Below are 25,629 nucleotides of genomic sequence, written 5' to 3'. Positions count from 1 at the left end.
CTGTTCCATCCCTTGCGGCCACTGGGGATCCCACCAGTTGAAATAGCGTGCATGATACGAGCATGCGGCCATGCAGTACCGGCAGCCGAGACATCGTTGGGGAATCTGTCCGACTATTCCCGTCGCCGGATCAACCTCAACGGCATTTTGCGGGCATACGGTAACGCAAGGCACGTTCTTGTCGCATTGCTGGCACATCATCGGGATGAAGACCGAATCGCTCAAAGGAAATTCCCTGCCGTTCGATACCTTCGAGACGAGCATCCAGGTATTACCTGTCCGTGTGTTTTGTTTCCGCTCGGCCGGTGCAACGTTGTTTTCGATGGCGCACGCAACCATGCAAGTGCCGCAGCCGTTGCATCGGTCGAGATCGATGACCATGCCGTAGCGCGAGTGCTTTTGACCGTGTTGTTGTACTGATTTCATGATGTTATGATTTCTCGATCGTTGCTTGAGTCACCCTCCAGGTTCCGTCGTCCGACAATGCGCAAAGCGCAAGAACGCCATCGCCGTTTGTCTGTTCGGGTGTTTCGGATTTGTTGGGAGATGGTCCGACCGCCGCGCTGATAATGCCCGGCATCACAGACGCATCACGATATACTACGACGTTCAACCCGCCCCGTTCTGTCCGTAGCGTAGCTGTTGATCCGTCTTCAATTTTGTGTTCAGCAGCGGTAACGGGATTCAGTGCGACACGCCCCGAAATGTCGCGGAGGTTTGATTCTTGAAATACCTTGCTCATCATGGGAGAAAGAGATGCCGAAGCCGTTGCGCATTTCGACCCGCGAGGTATCAGTGTGAGCCTGTTGGTTTGTGCTTCCGCTGCCGGGACGTTCAACGTAACGTCGCTGCGTAGAATCCCGAATGTCTGATTCGCCTTCTGTGGAGATTCATCATCAATCCAATATCCACCTTCTGTCAACGCCGTCCAAAAATCATCGGCACTCGACATTTCGGATAGACCTCTTGTCTTGCCGTCCGGAGAAGAGAAGATGCTGCCCCGCTGCGAGGCGTAAATCGCCTCCGCGCGTTGCTTTAACATTTCTTCGGTTGATGTAAAGTTCAGTCCCGCCAATCCGGTGCCTTCCGCGAGTTTTTGCAAAAATATGATCGGCTCGACACTCTTTTGTGATTTCCTGTTCAGCGGCATTGAAAGACTGAACGACGCTACCGAGGCTGTCTCGGGCGTTGCGACTTCATCCAGGGATTCGAATTGAGCCGGCGACGGAACAAGATAGTCAGCGTGTGCCGAAAGGGGCGTCATGTACGGTGACAGACTCACGACGATACCCTTCTCAGGGACGAGCTTGCGCTCGACAAGTGACCACGGAATTGCATAGCCGGACTCCGCCCCGTCAACAATAAGTACTTGAATGGAACGGTCGGCTGCCTCGGCGATTGACAGGGGTTGAATGCCACTCCCGGCAGTTCCGGGCAATTCATTGCGGGACACGATCCCTCCTTTCCTGCCAACGTTGCCGAGGAGAATGTTAAGCCCGGTGATTGCTGACTCCGCATCTTTGGCCAACGGCCCTCCGCCCGGATCGCAACCCGAAAGAATGATCGATGGATTCCCGGCAACGGCGTGCGCAGTCTCGATAATTTGCTCAGCCCGGATTCCGCATTTCTCTGCAACGTACTGTGGTGGAAATTGCGCCGCCATTTTTTTGAATTGCTCAAAATCTGTTGCGGCCTTCCTCGCGAAAGCCGGATACAACTTCTCCCGCACAACTACATTTGCGATTCCCATGGCCAGCGCAGCCTCTGCTCCCGGTTTCACCGGCAGCCACGTGTCGGCCTGCAATGCCGTGCGGGACTGGCAGCTTTCAACTTGAATAAGCTGCAGCCCGGTTTCCTTCCTTTTGTCGAAGAGTTGAATCATTCTTCCCGGCGTTCCCCACCCATCCACAAGCGAAGCGCCAAAACTCAGGATCACACGAGTGTTCTCAAAATCAAACCCCAATGCGTTCATCTTCGAACCCGACATTCTACTGATTTCGCGAAGTGTCGATGCTTCTTGAGAGGGGGGAAGGAGGTACATTCCGTTCGAGCATCCGGCGAGGAACCGTTGGTATTCGCCGGAGATCATTCGTCCCGGACGCTGGTCGAGAATAGCAACAGCCCCTATATTGTCATGCATGGCGGCTGAGATTTCAGTAATGATATCATCGAGTGTCATTGCCACCAGCTTGCTGTCGTTCATCTTGCCCGAAAATGTGTACGGCTCCGGCAATCTCAGCGGATGATACGACAAATGGTAGGCGGTCAATCCTGCCTGGCAAAGTACGCCGTGATTGATTGGATGATCCGGTACGCCGGCGAGGGCGAATGGATTTCCGTTGACACAGCGCGCTTTGAGCGCACAGCCGCCGGAACATAACGTGCAGGTAGAGTACTTGAGTGTGATGGGCCCGCGTGGAACCGGTGGTATGAGCGACCAGTTTTGAGTCCAGATAGCCGTGTCATCAACAAGTTTCCACGGAACCGGAGTGAATAGCATTCCGAGAAATGAACCGCCTGCCAATTTCAATACATCTCTTCGCGTAATAGTCATGTTGGTTTCGTGTACTCTTCGCTTTTTGTTATTTGTGGCACTCGATGCATCCTGTGACACGGCCGTTTTGTTGGTGGCATCGAACGCAACGATCCATTTTCATTCCTTCCCACGGTTGTGAAGCGAAGCCCGAGATGTTCTTTCCCCAGATATCCCTGCTGTACCCGCTGATTCGATTGACATGAAACGGCCTCAGATGCTCACTCTCTCCGTGCGGACCGTGACACGCTTCGCATGTCAATTCGCCCGATTTTACATGTACCGCGTGCGGGAAGAAGGCATTGTCGGGTTGTCGTGAGTAGATCTTCCATGGGATTTCACGCTCAGGCATGACGTACTCTTCGACGAGAATTCTCTCGTCTTCACTCTCGCCCAATTGAGCGGCATGGCACTCGCCGCATTTCGCAGTTTGTGGAATACCAATAAATCGTCCGTTCTCGGAAAACGCATGGCAATCTTCGCAGGCCATACCCATCTGTTCGCCAGCATGAGTGTTGTGACTGAACTGCATCGGTTGATGCTCCGGCCTGTACAGGGCAAGCGGAAAAGCAAACCATCCAAGCGCGAGTGAAGCTGCAAGTCCTGTGATGAAGAAGATGACGCCCCTGTATTTCATTGCACAGACCTCCGGCTCGCCAACGGCGAGAAGAATTCATGGAACAAGTGTAGTTTTTGATCCCGTGACAAATGGCAAATAACACCGGGTTGCGCAGCCCCGCCGTCAGCCATGAGTTGCTCGCCAAGTGCATCCGGCTGATGTGACAGGTGATGCACAAGATTTGTTATCCGCTGCAACTCTGCGGTCATCCATTCCACCGCTGCATTTCCTGTGACAAGTCCGTTCAGCAAGGTACCGGATGGGCGGCTTGTTTCTTCCTTCGTTACTGTTCCCTCAAATAACCAACCGAGCGTGTAAGGTTGTGCAAGGAGTTTTGAGGGGTTCGTCCGAAGATAGGAGTTAATTTTCGTGATATTGATCGCCCGCGGAAAAACAAGCTGTACATCCACGCCTTGAACGGTAAAGACGACGGCCGGATGATGAAGCCCGCGTGCTGTAATAAACGACAGATGGTCTATCGAGCCCAGGATTCGTGCAAAGAATGCATCGACACCGATATGCACGAGCCCGTCGCTGCTTGTGTCGAGCCACATGTGATTTGCTGAATACCACAACCAGCCCGGGAGATGCACATCTTCGACGAGATGATCGCGGTTGCTGAGATCTTGCGGATGGCTTGTGACTGAATGCAACCCTGTTCCACCGGGATTCGCAAGAGCGAGGAATAACTCGCAATACTTATGGCTCTCGTTGCCGCAATGCGAGAGTGCCCCCTCACTGTACGGGATGTACTTGACTACAGAGGTCGCTGCACAATACTGCACAAGTGATTCATGCAGGAACGGACAATGCGAAAGGCTGGGCTGCTCTTCATGGTGCTGTTTGGCAGCCGGGCAGTTGACATACTCGGGTGATGAACACCGCTCGCTGGCGGGCTCCTCGGGGCGTCGGACAATCATCTTCCGGAATGCCGACGCCTGACAGTATTTCACCTGTGCCTCACGAAGAAACGGGCATCTCATGGTCGTTGCCTTCTTCCTGTCAGGTACGCGTTAGTTGTTCGAGCGATGGATGTTGGACGAGTCATCCTTCTTCGTGTTGCTCATTCGTGTCTCGTCGATCTTTTCACCACCATCTGCCATTGTGACTCCAAGATCGGAGAGAACGAGTGTATGGTTGTCGTTGTCAGCAAAAACCGGAACGCGTTTGCGGGCTCGAACTGCAACCTCGCGGATCGTTACGCCAACCACTGCCGCAAAGCATACAAGAGTCACCAGGCCGAGCACGATATTCGTGACATTCAGCCAGAGGGTTTCGGATTCAATTGGGTCGAACATGTTGGAATCTCCTATTCGTTGAGTGAAAGCTTGCATTGAACTGAGCACTGTTGATGGATTTGCAATCCACGTGCCCAAGAAGTGCATAGCATCTAAGTTATTTCCCGGCATAGAGATACAGCCAATCGGCCTTCTTGCGTTGTGGTCCTCAGACAGATAAGTGAGGGAAAATCCAGCATGCCGTGTAGGAGAATCCCCCTCGATGAAAATCAGCAAGGCAAACGACATCAGGCGGCGTGAAATCTGTCCTGAAAGTCTACCTTGCGTTGGTTCGCACAGTTTCGTATCTTGAGCAGGTCACATTGGGGCTGTAGCTCAGCTGGGAGAGCGCCTCGTTCGCAACGAGGAGGTCGTCGGTTCGATCCCGATCAGCTCCACAAACGGAGAGATGAGGCTGTCGGTTCTGCGCTAAAGGCGCATCATCCCGATAACCCATGAAAGCAAAGCCAGCACGCGTTAGATTCTGAGGTCAAGTCCCGCGCAACCGTAAGTAGCTTAACCCCGCCAGGTCCGGAAGGAAGCAACGGTCGGTTACCAAAAGTGTGACGCGGGGGAGCTTGACCTCTTTATTTTTACCCCTATACGGTCATGTGCCTCAAATCAAGGGATTTTCGGCTAAGTGCTTGGATTGGTTGCAAACAGCTTTGTTTTTTAGTAACTTAACGGCAAACAGTTCAGGGTTTTATTGAAGTAAACAGTCAGTTGAGATGTGAGAAGGTCTTCTCGCATTCGGTTTGAACTCACGGTAATCGATGAGGGTGTATATGTACCCAATGAATGTTTCCTCTTGCCTGTACGCCGCCGGCACGCAAGAGTCCGCCTGCATCGTTCCGTTCATTCATCCCTGTCAAGTGAGTATATGTTCATTAGTTGTGGGACGAGCAGTCAGATATGAAGAAAGAAATTGTGATCAACGCGGGCGAAAACGAAACCCGCATCGCTATTACTGAAGATGGCCGCCTGGCCGAGCTATTTGTCGAAACGGCCAACAAAGAGAAGATGGTGGGCGACATCTACCTCGGTAAGGTTGCCAAGGTAATGCCCGGAATCAAGGCCGCCTTCATTGACTTGGGGTTGAAGCAGGATGGCTTCCTCCATTTTTCCGACATCGGCAACCGGTTTGAAGAGTACTCTTCAATGATTGGTGATGATGATGACGATGAGGCAGAAGAGCCTGTCGCAGTTGCCGAAGCAGCAACCGGTCAAAAATCCCCCTCCTCCTCCGAATCTCCCAGATCGAGCGGAAACGGGCAACGTCGTCAACGCGATTCTCACCGTCCGCAACGCCGGGATGTGAACCTCTCGAAGGGCCAGGAAATTATTGTTCAGATTACGAAAGAACCTGTCGGCAAAAAGGGCGTCCGTGTGACCTCGGAAGTCTCGCTTGCCGGAAGATTCATTGTACTCCTTCCATTCGACGGCAAAGTCGGCATCTCCAAAAAAATAACCAGCTTCAAGGAAAAACGCAGACTGCGTAAAATTGCACAAAGTCTTCTTCCTGAGGGCTTCGGTGTTATCATTCGGACAGTTGCCGAAGGCCAGGATGATGAGGCCTTGAAAAAGGACCTCTCGGACCTGATTGACAAATGGCGGGAGATTGAGTCACAGGTAAAATCGGAGACGGCTCCGTCGTTGGTGTACAAGGATCTCGCAACGACATCGGGCGTGATTCGGGACTTGTTTTCGAACGACGTGTCGAGGGTTATTGTCGATTCCAAAAGATTGTACAAAGAGATTGCGGCGTATGTGAAGTACAATTCTCCCGATATGCTGGAGAAGATTGAATTGCACAAAGGTCGTCAGCCGATTTTTGACACCTACGGAATCGAGAAAGAAATCGAAACGACACTCAGCCGTAAAGTGTGGCTGAAGAGTGGCGGCTATCTGATTATCGAGCAAACCGAGGCAATGTTTGTCATTGATATCAACAGCGGCCGGTATGCTGCGAAGAAAGAACAGGAACAGAATTCCCTGCGCACGGATCTTGAGGCGGCAAGGGAGATTTGCCGCCAGCTTCGATTGCGCGACATAGGCGGAATAATCGTTTGCGACTTCATCGATCTCGAGGATGAGAAGAACAAACGGAAAGTGTATGAAGAACTGAAAAAGGAATTCCGCAAAGACAGGGCGAAAGTCACCGTCCTGCCGATGACGGAGTTCGGCCTTGTACAGATTACGAGGCAGCGAATCCGGCAGAGCATTCTGCACAGCTTCACGGAAGCCTGCCCTGCCTGCGGGGGCTCGGGAGTTGTGCAATCCCGCACGACAACAACAAACCAACTCGAACGCTGGATACGCCGGTTCAAAGAGGAGACGGGAGAGTATCGCCTTATCCTCCGGGTGAATCCTTCCATCGCGTCAATGTTACGTGAAGGCCGCATCAGCCGTCTGACGAAAATGATGCTCAAGTTCCGTGTGTATATGAAGCTCGAAATCGACCCGACCATTCCCCCGGGAGACTTCCATTGTCTCTCAGTGAAACAGGGGAAAGAAGTTACCGACCAATTCAAGTAGTTGCCAAACGTATGAATCTGAAACGAACTGCTTTTTACGATATTCATGTTGCCTGCGGAGCGAAGATAGTTCCATTTGCAGGCTTTGAAATGCCTGTCCAGTACGGCGGCATCATTGGAGAACATAGACTCGTTCGTGAGAGCGTTGGAGTTTTCGATGCGTCGCACATGGGAGAGGTGGAAGTGCGGGGGAAAGATGCCCTTGCCTTTGTGCAGAAGATCACCGTGAATGATGCCTCCAAACTGACGGAGGGCCGCGTGCAGTATTCCGCAATGTGTTATGCAAACGGTGGTATTGTTGATGATCTGCTCGTGTACAACATGGGCGATCACTACATGCTGGTGATCAACGCCGCCAACATTGCAAAAGACGTTCAGTGGATGGAGAAGAACCTCTTTGGCGATGTGAAGTTGAAGAACCGGAGCGATGAGATTTCTCTTCTCGCCGTTCAAGGTCCGAAATCTCTTGCGACCTTGCAGAAGTTGACGAATGCGGATCTCTCTTCAATTCAGTACTATCACTTTGTCCGTGGCATACTCGCCGGTGTTGATATGACCATTTCGCGTACCGGCTACACGGGTGAACTCGGTTTCGAGCTGTACTTCCCGTCGGATGCCGCGACAGGTAAGAAAGTGTGGGATGCCGTCTTCGAAGCAGGCAAGGAGTTCGGGATCGGGCCTGTTGGATTGGGAGCCCGGGACACGCTTCGACTTGAAATGGGCTTTTGCCTCTACGGCAATGACATTGACCACACCACGCATCCACTCGAAGCGGGTCTCGGCTGGATTACCAAGTTGGACAAGGGGGAATTCAACGGCAAACACGTTCTGGTTGACGCAAAGTCCTCCGGAATGAAACGCAAGTTGGTCGGGTTCACGCTTGCTGAAAAGGCCTTCCCGCGTCACGGCTATGCCATTACCTCAAACGCGGAGAAGATCGGCGTGGTTACGTCGGGTACTTTTTCTCCGATCCTCGACAAGGGAATTGGAATGGGCTACGTGCCGCTCAACTACTCGAAGCCCGGCACTGCTATCAATGTGAATATTCGCAACAAGGAAATTGCGGCAACGGTTGTCCCGCTGCCGTTCATCAAAAAGTAATCGTACACGAACCGGATATCGGGGGAATGCATGCGTGTAGAAGTGTTCTTCACGCCTCATCAGGTGGAAGAGCTGTATTTCAGGGACAAGAGAGTTGTGGTGGTGGATGTGTTGCGGGCAAGTACAACCATTGCAACTGCGCTCCATAACGGGGCAAAAGAGATTATTCCCGTTGCCACCGTCGAGTCGGCGATGAAGATTGTCGGCAATCTTGATGGCGATGTGACCCTGCTGGGCGGTGAACGCGACGGAAAAATGATTGAGGGATTTCACCTCGGCAATTCGCCGCTGGAATATATTGAGGAACGCGTTCGTGGCAAATCCATTGTTCTTACAACTTCCAACGGCTCGCAGGCAATCCTGAAAGCACGCCATGCGCGGGAGATGTCGGTGTTGGGATTTGTGAACATTTCGGTGATTGAATCGGTTGTGCGTGAGGGTGAAGACGATCTTGTTATCCTCTGTGCCGGCCATGACGGATTCTTTTCGATGGAAGATGCGGTGTGTGCCGGCATGTTGATTCACAGGTTGATGGATGGCAGCAATGCTGAAGTGGAACTTGGGGATGCGGGGATCGCGTCGGTGGCGCTCTACAAGAATCAAAGCAAGTCGGTGTTGAAGATGTTGAGAAACTCCGAGCACGGGAAGTATCTCGACGAAATAGGTTTCCGGAATGATCTCGAAGCCTGCGCCGCAACCGATGCAATGCCTGTTGCTCCCCGGTTCCTTGGCAATGTCGTGAAATTGAAGAAGGAGTCTGAGAGTATAAAAATCTCCATTCCCACATAACGGAGGACGTACACCCATGGCTGCACCCCTTCGTGCCCAACAAGAACTGAACAAAGCCCGCGGCGCTGCAAGGAACCCCCGGGGCGCGTCGAAGCAACACTCTGCGCGCACAACGTCCGTTCTTGCCGTTCTGATGATGACGCTGGCCTTGCTTGTCTTCCTTTCACTCGTTTCATACGACGCCGCCGACGAGTCAAGCGCCGATTTGAAGGTAACCGACCTGTACAAGGTATTTACCGGCGACCCGATTGTGAAGGCCAAAGCCGATACTGCCCACAACTGGCTCGGGCTTGTCGGCTCGATGATTTCCGAGTTTCTCATCAAATCCACTATCGGCTACCCTGTTTTTGTGCTGCCGGTATTGCTGATGCTGTTCGGTTGGGCAATTCTGCGCAAGAAAGATTACCGGCCGCTGTTCAGACTATCCAACTACACGCTGATCTTTGCTCTGCTGGCTTCGGCATCATTCGGCATGGCGCGCATCATTTCCGGCGGTGAATGGCTGGGAATGGAGTGGAGCGGAGTTGTAGGGGATTTTCTGTCTCTCATCCTTACACAACTTCTCGGGAAAACCGGGGGTTCGATTCTCCTCTTTACTGCTCTGCTTGTCGGCAGCGTTCTGCTGTTGAATCTCGATCTGCATGAAGCAGCCGACCGGATGAAGAACGTGTACTTGCGGTTCATGGATTGGGCGGGACGAATGAAGCAATCGGCTCTCGACCGGGCTGCGGCACGGAGGGAAGCGAATGCAGGCCAGGTTGAGGAATCCGATACAGAGGAGGATGTTGCTCCATCGAAATCTGCAATCCGCATTGCCAAACCTCCGTTGGAAGAACCTCCGGTAATTCCCACCGCCTCAACGGCGGATCTTCCGCTTGTTCACGAAGAGGATGAAGGGGGGAATGATCCGGAGTCAGATAATGCGGCCCACGATATTCCTCTGAGCGTTGCTCCCCTGCAACTGGAGATTGAGAAGAAGATCAATGAGCCCGAAGTCAACTTTGATGAGCGGAAGGTTGAAAACACGATTGAAGAGATCGATTATGTGTTCCCCTCCGTTGAATTGCTCGATGCGCCGCGGCACGGAACGGATGAAGTTGCCGACGAAGAGCTGCGCGCGAACGCCGATTTGCTGAGGGAGACTCTTGCCCAGTTTGATGTTCAGCTGGAAAACATCTCCGTTACGCCCGGTCCGGTTGTGACATTGTATGAACTTGTTCCGGCAACCGGAGTCAAAATCAGCCGGATCGTGAGCCTTGAAAACGACATTGCCTTGAAGCTGGCGGCAAAAGGGATTCGCATCATGGCGCCCATTCCCGGCAAGTCGGCTGTGGGCGTGGAGATTCCGAATCACAATCCCTCGATTGTGAACATCCGCAGCGTGATCAACTCGTCAAAATTCAGGGACACGAATGCAAAGCTTCCGCTCGCGATGGGGAAGACAATCGCCGGAGAAGTGTTCACCGACGATCTGACGAAGATGCCGCATCTTCTCATTGCCGGCTCTACAGGCTCGGGCAAGAGTGTCGGCATCAATACGATCCTTGCAAGCCTGTTGTATCGCATGCATCCCTCCGACCTGAAGCTGGTGATTTTTGATCCGAAGAAGATCGAGTTGACACAATACGCGAAGCTCAAGCATCACTTCCTCGCCGTTTCCCCGGATGTGAATGAAGAGATTATTACAAATCCGAAGAATGCGGTTCTCGTGCTGAAAGGCGTCGAGTTCGAAATGGAGAAGCGCTACGACAAGCTTGCCGCGGCCGGTGTTCGCAACATCGCCGACTACAACGAAAAAGTGAAGGCCGGCAAGTTGAAGAACACGGACACGCTGATCCATCAACGCATTCCGTACTTGATTGTTGTTATCGACGAGCTTGCAGACCTGATGATCACGGCAGCAAAGGAAGTCGAAGAGCCGATTGCCCGGCTTGCGCAGCTTGCCCGCGCCGTCGGCATACACCTGATAGTCGCGACACAACGCCCGTCAGTTGATGTTATTACCGGCGTTATCAAGGCGAATTTCCCCGCCCGCATAGCATACCAGGTTGCATCGAAAACCGATTCGCGCACGATTCTTGACATGAACGGTGCGGAGCAATTGCTCGGCAACGGCGACATGTTGTATCTCCCGAGCGGCAGCCCGAAACCAATTCGCCTGCAAAATGCGTTTATATCGGCAGATGAAGTGGATGCGCTGGTGAACCACATTGCAAAGCAACAGGGCTACTCGAAGCCGCATCCGCTTCCTTCCATGGTCGAAAAACGGAAGAGCTCCGAAGCGGGTGGGGGTGGTGACCGGGACGAGCTGTTTGAAGAAGCAGCACGCATTATTGTACGTCATCAGCAGGGATCGGTGTCGTTGCTGCAACGCAGGTTGAAGGTAGGGTACTCGCGAGCAGCCCGGCTGGTGGACGAACTGGAGTCTGCCGGCATCGTGGGGCCGTTCGACGGAAGCAAAGCGAGGGAAGTTCTTGTTGAATCTGAAGCTGAGTTGGAGGCGTACATTTGATTGACAGGAGAGCATGATGAAGAGAGTTGGCGGACTGGTAGTGGCCGTTGTGGTGGTGTTATTTGCCGAAGTATGTTCAGCACAAACAGCCCAAAACATTCTTGAGCGCGTGAAGAGGAAGTATGATTCCATCAACGATGCAGAACTGAAGTTCTCGCAACATGTCAGGTTTGAAGTATCGAAACTTGAACAGAATGTCAGCGGCACGCTGGTTATCAAAAAAGAGAACAAATACCGAGTGGAAACCGAGGGGCGCACAATTGTCACCGACGGGGTCACGGTGTGGTCGTACTCGCAGGCAACCAATCAAGTACTCATCGATCGCTACAAAGGTGATGAGCGGGCAATGACGCCGGAGAACATTCTTGCCGTTGCTCCGAAGGATTACTATGCCTCCATTCTTGGAAAGGAAAAAGTAGGCGGGGTGGATGCGCGTCTCCTCAAACTTGTTCCGAAGGACGAGAATTCGCTGGTTCGCACAATGAAAGCCTGGGTGGACGAATCCACATGGCTTATCAGGAAAGTGGAGATTGTTGATGTCAATGATAAAACCACGATGTACGTTGTCAGCGACATGAAGGTCAATACAGGTATTCCTGACTCGCGTTTTGCATATCAAATACCCGACGGGGCTGAAGCTGTTGATCTCCGGTAGCCCGCTCCACATCATTTCACTCTGACTCACGTCGTACGATGACCCCGCGTACCCGGAAGTATCTTCGCAATGGAATCAGTATTTGCCTGACGGCGGGATTTCTGTATTTCGCATTTTACAAGACGGATTTTCCCACGCTCATCAACTCCATTGCCGGAGCAAACTATTGGTGGATATTGCTGAGCTTCGGATTTCTCCTTGCGAGCCATGCCGTCCGGGCGTGGCGCTGGCGTTACCTGCTCGAACCGATGAAGCCCGGCATCGGTATGCGCAATCTGTTTTCAGGGGTCATGGTCGGGTATATGGTGAACAACGTGCTCCCGAGGGCGGGTGAGTTGGTTCGCCCGTATGTGATTGGCAAACTCGAGGGAGTGCCAAAGAGCGCAGCGTTCGGAACAATTGTCGTGGAGCGTATCATTGATACCATTTCATTCTTGATCCTTGTTGCGCTGATGCCGCTTGTGTACAACGGACCGTTGCGGGAGACTTTTCCGTGGCTTGATGACGCGATGACGGGTATTTCCATTTTCACGTTTGCGTTTATCTCGGTGATCGTTGTTCTCGCTGTGCGGCGGGACTGGACTTCCGCGCTGGTTGCCCTTGTTGGCAAAGTTCTTCCCACGCGGTGGACTGAACCTTTTGAGCGGCTTTCCCAAGACTTTCTCGATGGATTCATGTTCGTCAAACGGCCGCAGAACCTTGCGTTGATTCTGGTGCAGAGTGTTGCGGTGTGGTTTCTGTACATTTGCATGGTCTACGTGGCGTTCTTTGCCTTCGAAACGGATTTGGATTTCAAGGCGGCGGTTGTTATTCAGGCAATTTCAAGCATCGGTGTTGCCATGCCGACTCCAGGCGGCACCGGTTCGTATCACATGTTCGCATCGCAAGCATTGAATAAATTGTTCGGCGTATCCGGTACTGTTGCGCTGAGCTATGCAACGGTGACGCACGGATTCGGATATATCGGTACGATGATTATCGGATTGTATTTCTTCTTTAAAGATCATATCAAAGTGTCTGAAGCAGTGAAGTCCGGGGAGCAAGGGGCGTGATTGTTCCGGGATGGAGGGGCATTCGACCGGTGTGCGTTGTGGCGACAATCTGTTGTTTGTCCCTGCGTACGTCGATTTCATATTCCAGTAATCAGGAAGAAGGCGCCAACAAGCAACGCATCGGATTCTCGGCGGGTATGGGCGTCAATTTCCATAACGCACAGGATCTCGTTGCCCGTGTGAACGGCAGCGGTGCCGTGAGCCAACGGGCCGACGAGTTCAACTCCGGCGTCGAGTTCTTCGGAGCCGCGTTCGTTCCGATGGGACCGGATTGGGTGATGAAGGCTGAATACGTGTACATGCACGGTTCTTATTCCCTCAGATCGGTGATCGCAAACGGTGTCGCGGAATTCGCTTACACCGTACATTTGCCGGGCGTGATTGTACAGTATGTTCTGGTTGATGAACCGACGTACAATGTGAAAGCAGGCGCCGGTGCCGGGTATCATTTCGGTTCGTATGATGAGAAGTTCTTTTCGTCCCGATTTACGGCTCACGGTGTTGGCGCGCTGCTCGAGTTGGAGGGCAAAACCGCCCTTAGTGACGATGTTTTTGCATATTTTGGAGTGCAAGGACGCTGGGAATTCATAGGCGAGTTGAAGGATAAGAACGGCAAATCGCCATTTCTCAACACTCCAACAACCATGGACTTCTTCAGCATTGCCGTGCGGTTTGGAATGACATTCTACCTGTAATATTCAATTATCAATAAAGGAGGCCATTCATGAAACATCAATCATTCAAACAACTGTCAGTTCTCGCTGCTCTGCTGATCTTCGGTGCCGGTGACCGGTCATCGGCACAGGCGCAATCTGACGCGAAAGGAGAATTGCTTACGGGCGAATATCATGCAACAATCGAAACTTCCCTCGGGAAGATTGAGGTGGAACTCTACACAGCCGACGCTCCGAAGACCGTCACCAATTTTGTAAGGTTGGCGGAAGAGAAATTCTTTGATGGCCAGCGGTTTCATCGCGTGTCAAAGAACTTCGTCATTCAGGGTGGCGACGATAAGTCGAAGGATGTGAAGAAGAAGGCAGAATGGGGAACCGGCGGCAAGAGCATCTGGGGCAGGGAGTTCGAGGACGAACTGAATCCGAATACCGCCTCCTATCAGGCCGGCTATCAGAAAGGCGTTCTTGCAATGGCAAACCGCGGACGCAACACCAATACGAGCCAGTTCTTCATTATGCTCCGCGACAATACCTCGTTGCCGAAGAACTATACGATTTTCGGCAAGGTGACAAAGGGTATCGACGTCGTTGAGAAGATCGGACAGGTCGAGATCGAGCCGCAAATGGGAGCCACCGACGGCAGGCCCAAGGTTGATGTTGTAATCAAGAAAATCCGCGCCTCCAAATCAGGCGGAGCATCGCAGGGAAAGTAATTTCCGTGGCAAAATCCCAGGGCCCTACATACGAGGATTTGCTTGCACGCCTCGCGAAGCATGACTTTTCGCCGGTGTACTTGTTACACGGCGAAGAGCAGTTTCTGGCCGAAGAGGCAACGGATGCGATTGTGAATGCCGCGCTCACGTCCGATGAGAGCGGCTTCAATCTTGACGTGATGTACGGAACAGAGGCGGATCCGCGAGATGTCGTGTCCCACGCTTCGTCCTTTCCGATGATGGCGGAACGGCGGGTCGTTATCGTCCGGGAAGCGGATAAACTCGGGCAGGCGGAAATACTCGCCAATTACATTGAACATCCCTCGCCCTCGACGTGCCTCGTCTTGGTGTGTACCAAGCCTGATTTCCGGAAGAAACCCTTTGTTACCGCAAAGAAACACGGCTTTGTCCTTGAATGCAAGCCACTGTGGGAGAATCAGATTCCGGGGTGGATCAGCAGACGCGTGAAGAAAGATAAGCGGGAGATTTCATCCGATGCCGCTTCCTTGCTCGCTGCATACGCAGGCACATCGCTGCGCGAACTCTCGAACGAACTGGAGAAACTCTACATCTACATCGGAGAAGCAACATCCATCAGTGTCGATGATGTTTCCGCGGTTGTAGGCGTATCGAAGGAGTTCAACATTTTCGAGTTGCAATGGGCGATCGGCATGAAGGAAACGCGCAAAGCAACAGAGGTTCTCGAACGCATGCTCGAAGCAGGGGGGCAACCGGTAATGATGGTTGCCGTGATGGTGAAGTTCTTCCAGACTGTCTGGAAATTGCTCGACGTACGACGCCGCAATGTTCCGCAAGCGCAGCAAATGACGCAGGCCGGGATTTTTTCATTCATTGACAAATACAATCAGGTAGCGAACCGTTTCACCATACGTGAAATTGAAGACGTTTTCCTTTCCCTTTCCCGGGTTGATGAAATGCTGAAAACATCCGGTGGCGACCCGAAACTTCTGCTGCAAACATTCATCGTTAACGCCACGCGCCAGCGTGAGCCGGCACATGCGTAATCTCATTCCTCGCTGCCGAGGATGAACGTGACCGATCAACTGCTCATCGGGCTTCTCTTCGCATCAGTCATTTCGCTGTTTTCCTTGTTCACACGTTTCCTTACTCCGGGCGGCGCTTTTACGCAATTCGTGCTGGGCACAATCCTTCTTGGATTAGGAGGATGGAAATGGACTGTGCCAATGCTTGTGTTCTTCATTCTTTCCAGCATTATCTCCCGAATCGGAAAATCCAAAAAGCAATCCGCCGAAAGATACTTCCAAAAATCATCACAGAGGGATGCCGGTCAAGTCATAGCCAACGGTGGCATTGCCGGCGCAGTGACGCTGATTTGGCACCTTACAGCGATCGACTCACTGTACATTGCCTATCTCGGAGCAGTGGCAGCTGCAACGGCTGATACATGGGCAACGGAAATCGGCACACTCTCACGATCTTCGCCTGTTCTTCTGACCACGTTTGAACGAGTTGAAGCCGGCAGGTCGGGAGCAGTCTCGTTACTGGGATCGGCAGCAGGTCTTGCAGGATCGGCCGTCGTTCTTTTCAGCGGGATTTGGTGGCTTCACGGCCCGTTTCCGGAAATAGCCGTTCTTATTGTTCTTGGGGGGATTTTTGGAAGCACAGTTGATTCACTCCTCGGTGCCACTGTGCAGGTACAATACGAGTGCAGAAACTGCAAGAAAATCACTGAACGGTCGGAGCATTGCGGGGAGGCGTCAACCTACTTTTTAGGCTTTCGCCAACTAAATAACGATGCTGTGAACCTGATCTGTACAGCAGTAGGAGCATTCAGCACATGGCTTGCGATCGAGTATTTCGCTTAGCTTCAATGGAAGTTGATTGGAAGAGTAAGTTACAAAACCTACGAAATCCGCTCAAATTCAAAATATGTCTTGACTTCCTACGCCCCATGACGTAAATTATGCAAGATTACGTTGCCAATTGAGACATTACTTTAATTAGGGGATGTAGCTGATTGTATGATGAAAATCAGCTTTAGTTTAGTTGTGTTGCTTGCGGCCGTCTCCCTTGTGTTCTCGCAACAAATTCGCTTCAAAACTGAAGCAGAGGATTTTGCGCTCTTCCACAATCAATTCAAAAGCGGTCAGTTTCTTCACGCACTCCGACATCTCGACAAGTTTCTTGACGATTACCCTGAAAGCCCCAAGCGCGCCGAGGCTTTTTTTCTCTCGGCGGAATGTCTCTATTCGCTCAATCAATACTCCGGTGCTGAAAAGAGATACGAGTTATTCCTCATAAACTTCCCCGGATATTCACTTGCCGACAGTGCCTTGTTCCGGCTTGGGGAGATTGCTTTCGCGAGATCGGATTTTCAAACGGCAATCAACAAATTCAGGCGAATACTGGATGATTTTGGAGGAAGCCGATTAGCAGGAGAGGCCGCATTTTGGGTCGGCGAGTCGTACTTCAATCTTCAAGAAGTTCATTCCTCACAAAATTTCTATCGAATCTCAAGCGAGTTGTATCCACGAAACCGGCTTGCATCTTCTGCAATTCTCTCTCTCGGCTGGACACATCACAAGCTGAAGGACTACGGCAAAGCGCTTGAAAGCTACCGACTCCTTCTTGCGAGATTTCCGGAAAGTGATTTTACCTCCCATGCCCGTCAGCGGAGCGGTGAATGCGCTTATCATCTCAAGGAATACGGAGCTGCTATCGGCTTTCTGGCGGACGCCCGTTCAGAAATCACGGACATTGACAAGCTTGCCGAAACCGACTACATGATCGTCGAATCCTACTTCCATCTCGGAGATCACCCCAATGCCATGTTCAGTATTCAGCATTTCCTGAAGACACACAAAGGGCACAGGTTAGAAAGGCATGTCCGTTACGCGCTCGGTTGGACGTATTTGAAAGAATCCAACTACGAGGCCGCTGCTGCTACTTTCGCCGAACTTGCTGAAGGGGAGGACGAGCTTGCCCATGCCGCCTTGTTTCAAAAGGGGATTGCCAGCAAAATGGCAGGCAATTCGCAAGCCGCATCGGCGGAGTTTGCGCTATGCAGCCGGCAGAACGGCGAATTCCGCGACAACGCAATCTACGAACTCGGATTAATTGAATACCTCGGCGGAAACTACGAGGAAGCCAAGGCCCTATTCACCGAAGTGGTGAAGGGATTTCCGGAAAGTGATGTCCGGGCTCACGGCTACAGGATGTTGGGAGAGACGAATCTGGCGTTGCTCAAATTCGATGAGGCCCGCGAAGCTTTTACGGCGGCTCTTGTCCTTCCGGATGCTCCGCCCACAGTAGTTTTGGATGCTGAATTTCAAGAAGCCTGGGCCTTTCTAAAGCTCAAGCAGTATGATGAGGCGGCGATTCGACTAGAACGCTTTATCTCATCCTATCCTGATGATTCGAGGCTTTCCGAAGCACATTTCTGGCTTGCAGAGGCACATTATCATGCAGGCAACTATCCTCAATCAGCCGCAAGCTACGTCGAGGTGATCCGGTCGTATCCGCAAAGCCCGAGAATGAATGAAACACTCTACGGGTTCGGCTGGGCGAATTTCAGAATGGGAGATTACCCTGCAGCGGCGGCTGCGTTTGAAGAGGTTCTGAAGAACAAGGAAACCCACTTCGCCTACGATGCCCGGATGCGCCTCGGAGATTGCTACTTTGCGATGCAGGATTATGCCTCCGCGGCGGGAGCATACCGTTTAGCGGCTCGACAGTTTGACGAGGAGCCGGGCATTGACTTTGCCAACTACAGAATTGCCCAATGCGCTGAAAAGACGGAAACTCCGGCGCGGACTCTGTTTGAGTATCTCAATTTCATCGCCCTCTTTCCGCAATCCGAATTTGTGGATGACGCGATGTACGACATCGGAAGGGTGTTGATGCAACAGAAGGATTATCGGAGCGCGATACGCCAGTTCAAGTCCTTCACCGACCAATTCCCGCAGAGTCCGATTGTCTCCAGAGCATTAACAAGCACAGGGGAAGCATATCTGAAACTGAAGGATAACCGCCGTGCGCTTGATGCATACAACAAGGTTCTGACGGCGCATCCGCTGAGCGAATCTGTGCTCAACGCTATCAGCGGAGTTCAGGAGTGCCTCGCGGCAGCGGGGAGAAGTGCCGAGGCGCTGAAGGTCGTTGATGATTTCCTGCAACACAATCCTGAACATCCTTACTCCGACAGGATTGCATTACGCAAGCCCGATTTTCTGTTCGAGAGGCAAGAATACGCCAAAGCAGCTCAGGAATTCGAAATCTTTGTGAAACAATATCCTCTCAGCCCGATAGTATCGGATGCCTATTTTGGGATGGCGATGAGCTATCGGGCAATAAACCGGCCCGATGAAGCGCTGCAATCATTCCGTCAGGTGGCACTGATCAATCCGCAGAGTTCTCTTGCTCCTGCTTCACGGCTTGAGTTAGGAATGCTCTATGCACAGCAACGAATGTATCCCGAGGCGCTTGCAGCGTTCGACGAATTACAGCAGAACTATCCCGAAAGTGACGTTGCGCCGGAGGGCGCATACGAAAAGGGGATGACGCTTTTGGCTGCCGAAATGCTTGAAAACGCTGAAGGGCATTTCAGTTCGGTCGGTGCCGGCCATAAAGGAAGTCTGTTTGGCGACAAATGCCTCATCGGGTATGGATTGGTGAAACAGAAGAAGCTCGAATTCGCCGAGGCGGTTCAGGTTTTTACCGACGTTGCTTCACGCCGAACAGATGAAGTCGGAGCCGAAGCGCAATTCAGAGTCGGGGAGACACTTTTTTTGCTTCAGCAATACCGGGAGGCGGTTCTTGCTTTGCAGAGGGTCAGGGAAGTGTTCGCTGCTCACAAAGATATTGTTGCCCGTGCAACATTGAAAATGGGGGAAGGCTATGAAGTGTTGTCCGAAAAGGCCAAAGCGCAGGAAGCATATCAGTCGGTTTTGCGATCTCACAAGAACGATGAATTCGGCAGGGAAGCAGAGCGGAAACTGAAGGGATTGCGGGGCGCATGAGCAATGTTGTGGCGCTTGTGGTTGTGTTGGGGGCGTTATCGGGAATTGTCTTCGGACAGGTAAAGGAAGTTTCGCCGGATAGCCTTGGGCAAACTACAGTTGATACACTTCAACACCTTGACGATGAAGGTGAATGGTTGTGGCAGCATCGAACAACCGTTCCGCAAGTGATCGGCAACGACAAAGCGGCGATAGAGGAGAATCGGATTTTCGATCTGAGCGTTCAACCTTTGACGGTTGGTGAACGCGAATCAGTCGAAGTGGAGTTGGGCAATTTTCAAAAGATACGTGCCAATTTCGTTCCTGCATTGAAAACATTGAGCGGAAAACTCAAGCTCGGTTATGGCTCGTACTCATCTCCTTCGTTTGAAGGATGGGTGGGAACAGCTTCGGCTATGTCTGATGTACTTGTACGCGGCAGCTTTACATCAACAAACGGCCGCCACCCGAATCAGGACTATTATTCCGGAGATGCCGGACTTGCGGCAGGAGTGTTCTTTTCGAAGAACGCCGGAATGTTTTCCGGCGGGCGATTGCAGGCCGATGTTGATTTCAGCAGGCAGCAATATCGTCTATACGGTTCGGCGACACCGACACGATTGCGTACCGTAAGTAGTATCGAGAACGTCATAGGGCTGAAAGCGAACTATGTAAACGATGATTATCTTCACGCATCACTCAATCTGACTAATCTGTTTATGATTGATTCAGTCCGCAACACCGAACACTATGCAGGGTTCGAGGTTTCCGGTGGGGCAACGATTGACCGGACGAGACTGCTGCTGGGGCTGCAAGGTTGGAAGAGTTTCTCCACAGCGTCTTCTCCCAATCAGGATCCGCAGTTTGCGAGTTTTGCCGCAGGCGCGGAGTATCGTGTGTCGGAAGGCATTTCAGTAACCGGAGGCGGTACACTCTATCTTGAGCAAGGGTCTGATTCTGAGTCCCGAACTCTGCTGCAGCCCAGGTTTGGTGTTGAGTGGTATGCCGCAAACGGATTGAAGTTTTACGGACGGTATGAACCGTATGTCGAGCGCAACTCGCTGCAGAAGTTCGCCCGCTCGAATCCTTATCTCTCATACAATATCAACGTTCGAAATACGGAGTTCTTCAGCAGGATCTCGGTTGGCGCTACTTCGGAAATCGGGAAAGGGGTAGCTGCGGGGGTTTCTTTCACGTATTCAAAGGCCGACAATCATCCTGTTTTCTCGGTAACACCTGCGAATGTATGGAGTATCGACTACGGCAGTGCAACACGGATTTTCGTGTTCCACTCCGAGGTGCACGCCGAGATTGTGGGCAAGCATACGCTGGGATTTGTTTTTACCGGTCGCAGTGCAAGGATTACGCTCAAATCCGATACGCTCGGCATGCTTGAAACCGGGTTGCCGTACTACCCGGATGTGGCGATAAGCGGTTCGTATCGGCATCGTCTTTCGCCGCGCTTCATGGCGGGGTCGGCAATTCGATTTATCGGCCGTCAGTTCGCCGATGTCGTGAACAGCCGGCAACTCTCGTCGTTCGTTGTATGGGATATGCAAGCCGAATACGAAATTGCCCGACGGCTTCTCGTTGCCGTATCTGTCGAAAACATTCTCGATCAACAACAGCAGTGGTGGGAACAGTACGCCGGCGAATCCCGTCGTGTCAGGCTGTCCATCGATTTCAGTTGGTAATGACTTTTTCGGGGAGGACTTCATTATGAGTCAAGAAGAACTAATCAACATGATTTCCGAGCGCGCAGGAATCTCGCGACAAACAGTCCGCGAAATCATTCATGCCTTCGCCGACGTATGGACGGAGGAAATTCTGACCAACGGCGAACTGACTCTTGATAATATCGGTGACTTTTTGATCGAGCACAGGCCGGGTCGGAAGGGCCTGAATTCGGAAACCCGCGAGGTATTCACGATACCCCCGCGGGACTATCTCTCTTTCACCCCCTCTCAAGATCTCATCAATTGGAGTAATAAAAGCTCATGAATAGAGACGATTTACTCAAGCGATGTGTCGACCGGCGGGTCGCGCACGAAACCAGCGTAGTTGCGGTTTCACACCTATTCTACGTATATTTACTCTCAGCGCTCAAGAAGGGGCAGCAGGTGGAGGTGCCAAATTTCGGAACATTCGGTACCCACATGGTCGGCGTCAAGCGGCAGCGCAGGATGCCTTTCTTTGCTGTTGAGCAAGACCTTGCGGACAAAGTAAACGAGCGCTATCGAAATCTGAAGACTCTTTTAGTCGGGAAGTATGAGTTGATGCCCGAAGAGGGTGAAGTGGAATATACCGGCAAAGAGCAGAAATACGATCCTCTCATAGACACACTCGGGAAAGAAATCGTTCTTGATACTGAGAGGGATGTTTCAGCGGATGATTTTCTGGGGGAACTTTCACGTGGTCCGGTCAGCACGCCAAAACCGGAAATCAAGCCTCCCGCTCCAATAGAGCCTCCCCCGCCGGAAACAGTCGGATTCGAGCCTGCCCCGCAGGAGGAAACAATCAGATTCGAACCGGAACGCGAGGAGACAATCGAACCTCCTCTGCGGGAGGAGATGCCACGTGAAGAAGCAGCATCACCACGACTCAAAGAGAGGAAACTTATGCCGAAGCCGAACTTCAATTTAAGTGGAGAAGGCGAAGACGATACGCAACCCGTCGGGATGACGCCCGATCAATCATCCGCACCGCCTCCAACGCTCAGGGAACTTTCAAGCAGTGAGGGGCCGTCTGCATGGCTGCAGATCGCAATTGCGCTCGTGATTCTTGGCGCAATTACATTTGCACTGAACCATTTCGGCGTTCTGAATTTGTGGGGGAAGAAAGCAACCGTGCAGGTTGATGATAGCCTGCCGCCCATCGTCCAGCCGGCTCCGACTACGGAGGAAAGCACGTTGGAGGGCACACACTCCGCTTCAGAACCCGCAGAACAGGGAAAAGAGCCGACTCCGACACCGTCTGTCGCAGAAGAGACGAAGCCCGTTTCTCCTCCCGTGACCGAGCGGAAGGAAGAACCCAAAGCCGTTGTAACACCCCCATCGGCGAGGCCCGAACCAACGCCACGCAAAGAAGTAGCAACGACCCCACCGGGCGGACAGGGGAACTTCACGATTCAGGTATCGTCATGGACATCGCAAGCAGATGCAGATCGTGCGGTTCGCCGCCTGACTGATGCGGGCTTTGAAGCCTATGTGGCTGTTGGGAATGTCAAGGGAAGAACGTGGTACCGCGTGAGGGTCGGGCGCTATACTTCTCAGGCTGATGCACAAGCTGTGACTACCCGGTTAAGAGGCATTAGTGAAGGAGTGTGGGTAACAAAGGTCGATTGATCGGAGCGGATGGTTGTTGAGATTGGGAACGCAGGGTGTTCAGGCATCCTGCGTTTTTTTGTTTTCAGGCGGAGTGCTCGCGTCCGGCAGAAGTGTTGTTCCTATCTTCCCTGAAATAGAAGTAGTAGAGAACTGATTCTCCCAGCGTCAGAAGCACGAGAGATGCAGCATCACGGTCAAACCACACCGCCCAGCCTTCCTCGGGCATAATAAGCTTCATGACGAACGAGGCCATCGCCCAACCGACGAAGAAAATCAATCCCATAAAGAACACAGCAAGAAAGCCTTCGCCAATCCCTTCCGCTTGATAGCGCTTCGTAAAGACAGCAACGACTCCGACTATGTGCAGGTAAAACACAACAAGGGGGATCATATCAGTGTACCTCTTTTACGGAAAGCGCCGCACGAATTGTTCTGAGCAGGATTTTGATGTCGAATGCAAGCGACCAGTTTTCAATATAGTACAAATCATACTTGATTCGTTCTTCGATCGATGTATCACCCCGGAGGCCGTTTACCTGCGCCCAACCTGTAACGCCCGTCTTTACCCGGTGCCGGTCAAGGTATTTGGGGACCAGGTGCTTGAACTGCTCGACAAAATACGGTCGCTCGGGACGGGGGCCAACGAGACTCATCTCACCCTTCAACACGTTGAACAACTGCGGCAATTCGTCCATGCTGGTCTTGCGAAGAATGACACCGATCGGCGTCCGTCGCGGATCGTGCTTTGCGGCCCAGACGGGTCCGGTTTCCGATTCCGCGTCAACGCGCATCGAGCGGAACTTGTACATTTGAAATCCCTGCCCGTCAACACCGACGCGTTCCTGCTTGAAAAACACCGGTCCGGGTGAGCTCAGTTTGACAAGCAGCATGATGAGCAGCCAAAGCGGTGACAGCAGCAACAGCAGCGACGCGGAGACGGCAATATCGAACGTTCGCTTTGTGATTCTGCCCCACGACGTCAGCGGAATGCCCTTGATTCTCAGGAACGGGATCCCCTGAAGTTCTTTCACGCTGACGTCGCTCGTGAGGATGTCAAGCACGTCAGGAACCATCATGAACTCCACATTGATCCCTTCGCATTCACCTATCAAATCGAACAAAAGATGCTGGTCTTTCGAACGTAGCGCAATGAACACAAGCTCCACGTTGTTCTTTTGAATGAAGTCGGCGGCCTGCTGTACAGTGCCGAGGTAGGGTGCCCGTGCAAGCGCCATCTCCTCATCCGCTGTGCTGTCCGCAAGATAGCCGAGAATATTGAAACCGAATGACGGATGCCGGTGCAATTCGGCATACACCTGATTGGCAAGACTCTCTCCGCCGATGATGATGCACTGCTGGAGGTGCCTTCCTTTACGGTACAGACGACGTTCGAACCACTGTACAATGGCGCGTCCTGCCATGACGGAGGCAATCGACGTTCCCCACAAAAATCCGAAGACGATTCGGGAGTAGGAGAAGTCTCGATAGAAGAACGCCGCGCTCATCACGATGAGCATGCCGAGGCTTATAACCTTGACGACGTTGATCAGTTCGTCGGAAAGCGAGATGTTACGCCGCGCCCCGTAGGTTTTGCGTGCATGAAACAGCAAAAGCCACACAAGAGCCACGAAGAAGGAGCCGTACAGATATCCCTCGAAAGGCGGGCCACCGGCCTCTTTCACACCGAGATAATGGACGAGCGTACTTTGAAACCGGAGCCAGTAGGAAAAGAGAAATGCAAACTCGATTGCCAGAAAATCGAACAACACCATGAGAAAGGGGATGAGGAAATCCCCCTTGCGGGTCAACACCCTTGCTGAGCTGCCGACCTGCCGGCTTGTGTGTGAGTTTTCCATACTTGGGGAGAAATCTCAAGCCACGAAGCGTAACGATGGAATCGCGATTCCTCGCTTCCTCGTGGATAGTCTATCCGTACATCTCGGTTTCCACCAATCCGCACAAAATGTGACCGATGGTGATATGCCCTTCCTGAATGCGTTGCGTATCGCTGGAAGGGACGATGATAGCAACATCGCAGAGATCTTTTGAGGAACCGCCGTCTTTGCCGAGAAGTCCGATTGTTGCCATGCCTTTTGATCTTGCCATTCTGAACGCGTTGTTGACGCTTTCCGATTTCCCGCTTGTGCTGATGCCGATCAGCACGTCGCCGCTATTACCCAACGCTTCGACGGCACGGGCAAACACGTTGTCATACCCGATGTCGTTTGCGCCGGCCGTCAGCATCGAAGAATCGGTAGTCAGCGCGAGAGCGGCTATGCCGGGGCGTTTGATGTTCGGATTCATGCGGATCGTGAATTCCGTGGCGAGATGCTGGGAGTCGGCTGCACTGCCGCCGTTGCCGCACAACAGAATTTTCTTCTTGTTGTTCAGCGCGTTGATAAGCACATCAACCGCCTTGATAATCTTGTCCGTGCATTGGTCGAAGATCTTCTTCTTTGTATCGGCGCTTGCAAACAGTTCATCCTGAACGAAAGCCTGTCGGGCAAGAATGGTAACCGGCAAATGAGCCATAGTGCGTCCTCTGACGTGTTTATGAAATGAATGACTGAACGATAACCGTTGTTTTTGCGAGTGCTTCGTCGAGCCGGGCAACATCTTTGCCACCCGCGGTCGCAAGATGGGGCTTGCCCCCGCCCCCGCCCCCCACTTCCTTCGCCATTGCTCCGACGATCTTTCCCGCCTGAAGCTTCTTGTTTTGAATGAGATCATCCGTCACAACGCAGACGAATGCCACCTTGTCGTCGATGATGCTGGCAAGCACACCGACGCCGCTGCCTAATTTTGAGCGCAATGTATCACCGATGCTTTTCAACTCATCCATCGTTGCTGCCTGGACTTTCGATG

At 52.3% G+C, this 25,629-nt stretch carries 23 protein-coding genes, 1 tRNA gene and 1 other RNA gene; 16 read left to right on the top strand and 9 right to left on the bottom strand.

Annotated elements, in window-relative coordinates:
• The 5 genes from KF749_17325 to KF749_17305 form a co-directional block, all read right to left on the bottom strand.
• Positions 1-426 (bottom strand): 4Fe-4S dicluster domain-containing protein (locus tag KF749_17325; GenBank protein ID MBX2992915.1); only part of this gene is annotated, 426 nt, incomplete at its 3' end.
• Between the two features lie 4 nt (positions 427-430).
• Positions 431-2,554 (bottom strand): molybdopterin-dependent oxidoreductase, encoded by a 2,124-nt coding sequence (locus KF749_17320; protein MBX2992914.1) that lies wholly within the window; start codon positions 2,552-2,554, stop codon positions 431-433.
• Positions 2,555-2,582: 28 nt separating this feature from the next.
• Positions 2,583-3,170, bottom strand: coding sequence for a cytochrome c3 family protein (locus KF749_17315; GenBank protein MBX2992913.1), 588 nt, complete (start codon positions 3,168-3,170; stop codon positions 2,583-2,585).
• Positions 3,167-4,135 (bottom strand): hypothetical protein, encoded by a 969-nt coding sequence (locus KF749_17310; GenBank protein ID MBX2992912.1) that lies wholly within the window; start codon positions 4,133-4,135, stop codon positions 3,167-3,169. Before KF749_17310 ends, KF749_17315 begins: the two co-directional genes overlap by 4 nt.
• 30 nt (positions 4,136-4,165) lie before the next feature.
• Positions 4,166-4,450 carry a hypothetical protein gene (locus tag KF749_17305; protein MBX2992911.1) on the bottom strand — a complete coding sequence of 95 codons (285 nt, stop codon included), beginning with the start codon at positions 4,448-4,450 and terminating at the stop codon, positions 4,166-4,168.
• A gap of 304 nt (positions 4,451-4,754) precedes the next feature.
• Here KF749_17305 and KF749_17300 point away from each other — a divergent pair.
• From KF749_17300 to KF749_17225, 16 genes are all read left to right on the top strand, one after another.
• Positions 4,755-4,827: transfer RNA gene (locus KF749_17300), tRNA-Ala, on the top strand.
• A 90-nt stretch (positions 4,828-4,917) separates the two neighbouring features.
• Positions 4,918-5,016, top strand: an RNA gene (ffs, locus tag KF749_17295) — signal recognition particle sRNA small type.
• A gap of 325 nt (positions 5,017-5,341) precedes the next feature.
• Positions 5,342-6,964: an Rne/Rng family ribonuclease gene (locus KF749_17290; GenBank protein ID MBX2992910.1), complete on the top strand. Its 1,623-nt coding sequence runs from the start codon at positions 5,342-5,344 to the stop codon at positions 6,962-6,964.
• Positions 6,965-6,975: 11 nt separating this feature from the next.
• Positions 6,976-8,064: a glycine cleavage system aminomethyltransferase GcvT gene (gene gcvT / locus KF749_17285; GenBank protein ID MBX2992909.1), complete on the top strand. Its 1,089-nt coding sequence runs from the start codon at positions 6,976-6,978 to the stop codon at positions 8,062-8,064.
• 30 nt (positions 8,065-8,094) lie between these two features.
• Positions 8,095-8,853, top strand: coding sequence for a 2-phosphosulfolactate phosphatase (locus KF749_17280; protein ID MBX2992908.1), 759 nt, complete (start codon positions 8,095-8,097; stop codon positions 8,851-8,853).
• Between the two features lie 16 nt (positions 8,854-8,869).
• Complete coding sequence (locus KF749_17275) at positions 8,870-11,365, top strand: DNA translocase FtsK (GenBank protein MBX2992907.1); 2,496 nt, start codon at positions 8,870-8,872, stop codon at positions 11,363-11,365.
• Between the two features lie 13 nt (positions 11,366-11,378).
• Positions 11,379-12,020 carry an outer membrane lipoprotein carrier protein LolA gene (locus KF749_17270; protein MBX2992906.1) on the top strand — a complete coding sequence of 214 codons (642 nt, stop codon included), beginning with the start codon at positions 11,379-11,381 and terminating at the stop codon, positions 12,018-12,020.
• A 38-nt stretch (positions 12,021-12,058) separates the two neighbouring features.
• On the top strand, positions 12,059-13,072 hold the full coding sequence (locus tag KF749_17265; protein ID MBX2992905.1) for a flippase-like domain-containing protein: 1,014 nt from the start codon (positions 12,059-12,061) through the stop codon (positions 13,070-13,072).
• On the top strand, positions 13,069-13,767 hold the full coding sequence (locus KF749_17260) for a hypothetical protein (protein ID MBX2992904.1): 699 nt from the start codon (positions 13,069-13,071) through the stop codon (positions 13,765-13,767). Before KF749_17265 ends, KF749_17260 begins: the two co-directional genes overlap by 4 nt.
• A 29-nt stretch (positions 13,768-13,796) precedes the next feature.
• Positions 13,797-14,459, top strand: a complete 663-nt coding sequence (locus KF749_17255) for a peptidylprolyl isomerase (GenBank protein ID MBX2992903.1) — start codon at positions 13,797-13,799, stop codon at positions 14,457-14,459.
• A 5-nt stretch (positions 14,460-14,464) separates the two neighbouring features.
• Positions 14,465-15,484, top strand: coding sequence for a DNA polymerase III subunit delta (holA, locus tag KF749_17250; protein MBX2992902.1), 1,020 nt, complete (start codon positions 14,465-14,467; stop codon positions 15,482-15,484).
• 27 nt (positions 15,485-15,511) lie between these two features.
• Positions 15,512-16,306: a DUF92 domain-containing protein gene (locus KF749_17245; GenBank protein ID MBX2992901.1), complete on the top strand. Its 795-nt coding sequence runs from the start codon at positions 15,512-15,514 to the stop codon at positions 16,304-16,306.
• A gap of 156 nt (positions 16,307-16,462) precedes the next feature.
• A complete protein-coding gene (locus KF749_17240; protein MBX2992900.1) occupies positions 16,463-19,459 on the top strand; it encodes a tetratricopeptide repeat protein in 2,997 nt (998 codons plus the stop codon).
• A complete protein-coding gene (locus KF749_17235) occupies positions 19,456-21,132 on the top strand; it encodes a TonB-dependent receptor (GenBank protein MBX2992899.1) in 1,677 nt (558 codons plus the stop codon). Before KF749_17240 ends, KF749_17235 begins: the two co-directional genes overlap by 4 nt.
• A gap of 25 nt (positions 21,133-21,157) precedes the next feature.
• Entirely contained in the window at positions 21,158-21,439 is a 282-nt protein-coding gene (locus KF749_17230) for an HU family DNA-binding protein (protein MBX2992898.1), read from the top strand.
• A complete protein-coding gene (locus KF749_17225) occupies positions 21,436-22,782 on the top strand; it encodes an SPOR domain-containing protein (GenBank protein MBX2992897.1) in 1,347 nt (448 codons plus the stop codon). Before KF749_17230 ends, KF749_17225 begins: the two co-directional genes overlap by 4 nt.
• A 64-nt stretch (positions 22,783-22,846) precedes the next feature.
• Here KF749_17225 and KF749_17220 read toward each other — a convergent pair whose 3' ends face one another.
• From KF749_17220 to KF749_17205, 4 genes are all read right to left on the bottom strand, one after another.
• Positions 22,847-23,155, bottom strand: a complete 309-nt coding sequence (locus KF749_17220) for a hypothetical protein (GenBank protein MBX2992896.1) — start codon at positions 23,153-23,155, stop codon at positions 22,847-22,849.
• A gap of 1 nt (position 23,156) precedes the next feature.
• Entirely contained in the window at positions 23,157-24,620 is a 1,464-nt protein-coding gene (locus KF749_17215) for an undecaprenyl-phosphate glucose phosphotransferase (protein ID MBX2992895.1), read from the bottom strand.
• Positions 24,621-24,690: 70 nt separating this feature from the next.
• On the bottom strand, positions 24,691-25,296 hold the full coding sequence (locus KF749_17210; GenBank protein MBX2992894.1) for a D-sedoheptulose 7-phosphate isomerase: 606 nt from the start codon (positions 25,294-25,296) through the stop codon (positions 24,691-24,693).
• A 19-nt stretch (positions 25,297-25,315) separates the two neighbouring features.
• Positions 25,316-25,629 (bottom strand): alanine--tRNA ligase (locus KF749_17205; GenBank protein ID MBX2992893.1); only part of this gene is annotated, 314 nt, incomplete at its 5' end.

The sequence above is a fragment of the Bacteroidota bacterium genome (assembly GCA_019637975.1).
In the GTDB taxonomy this organism is placed as follows: domain Bacteria; phylum Bacteroidota; class Ignavibacteria; order UBA10030; family UBA6906; genus CAADGV01.
This window is presented reverse-complemented; position numbering and strand designations above follow the sequence as displayed.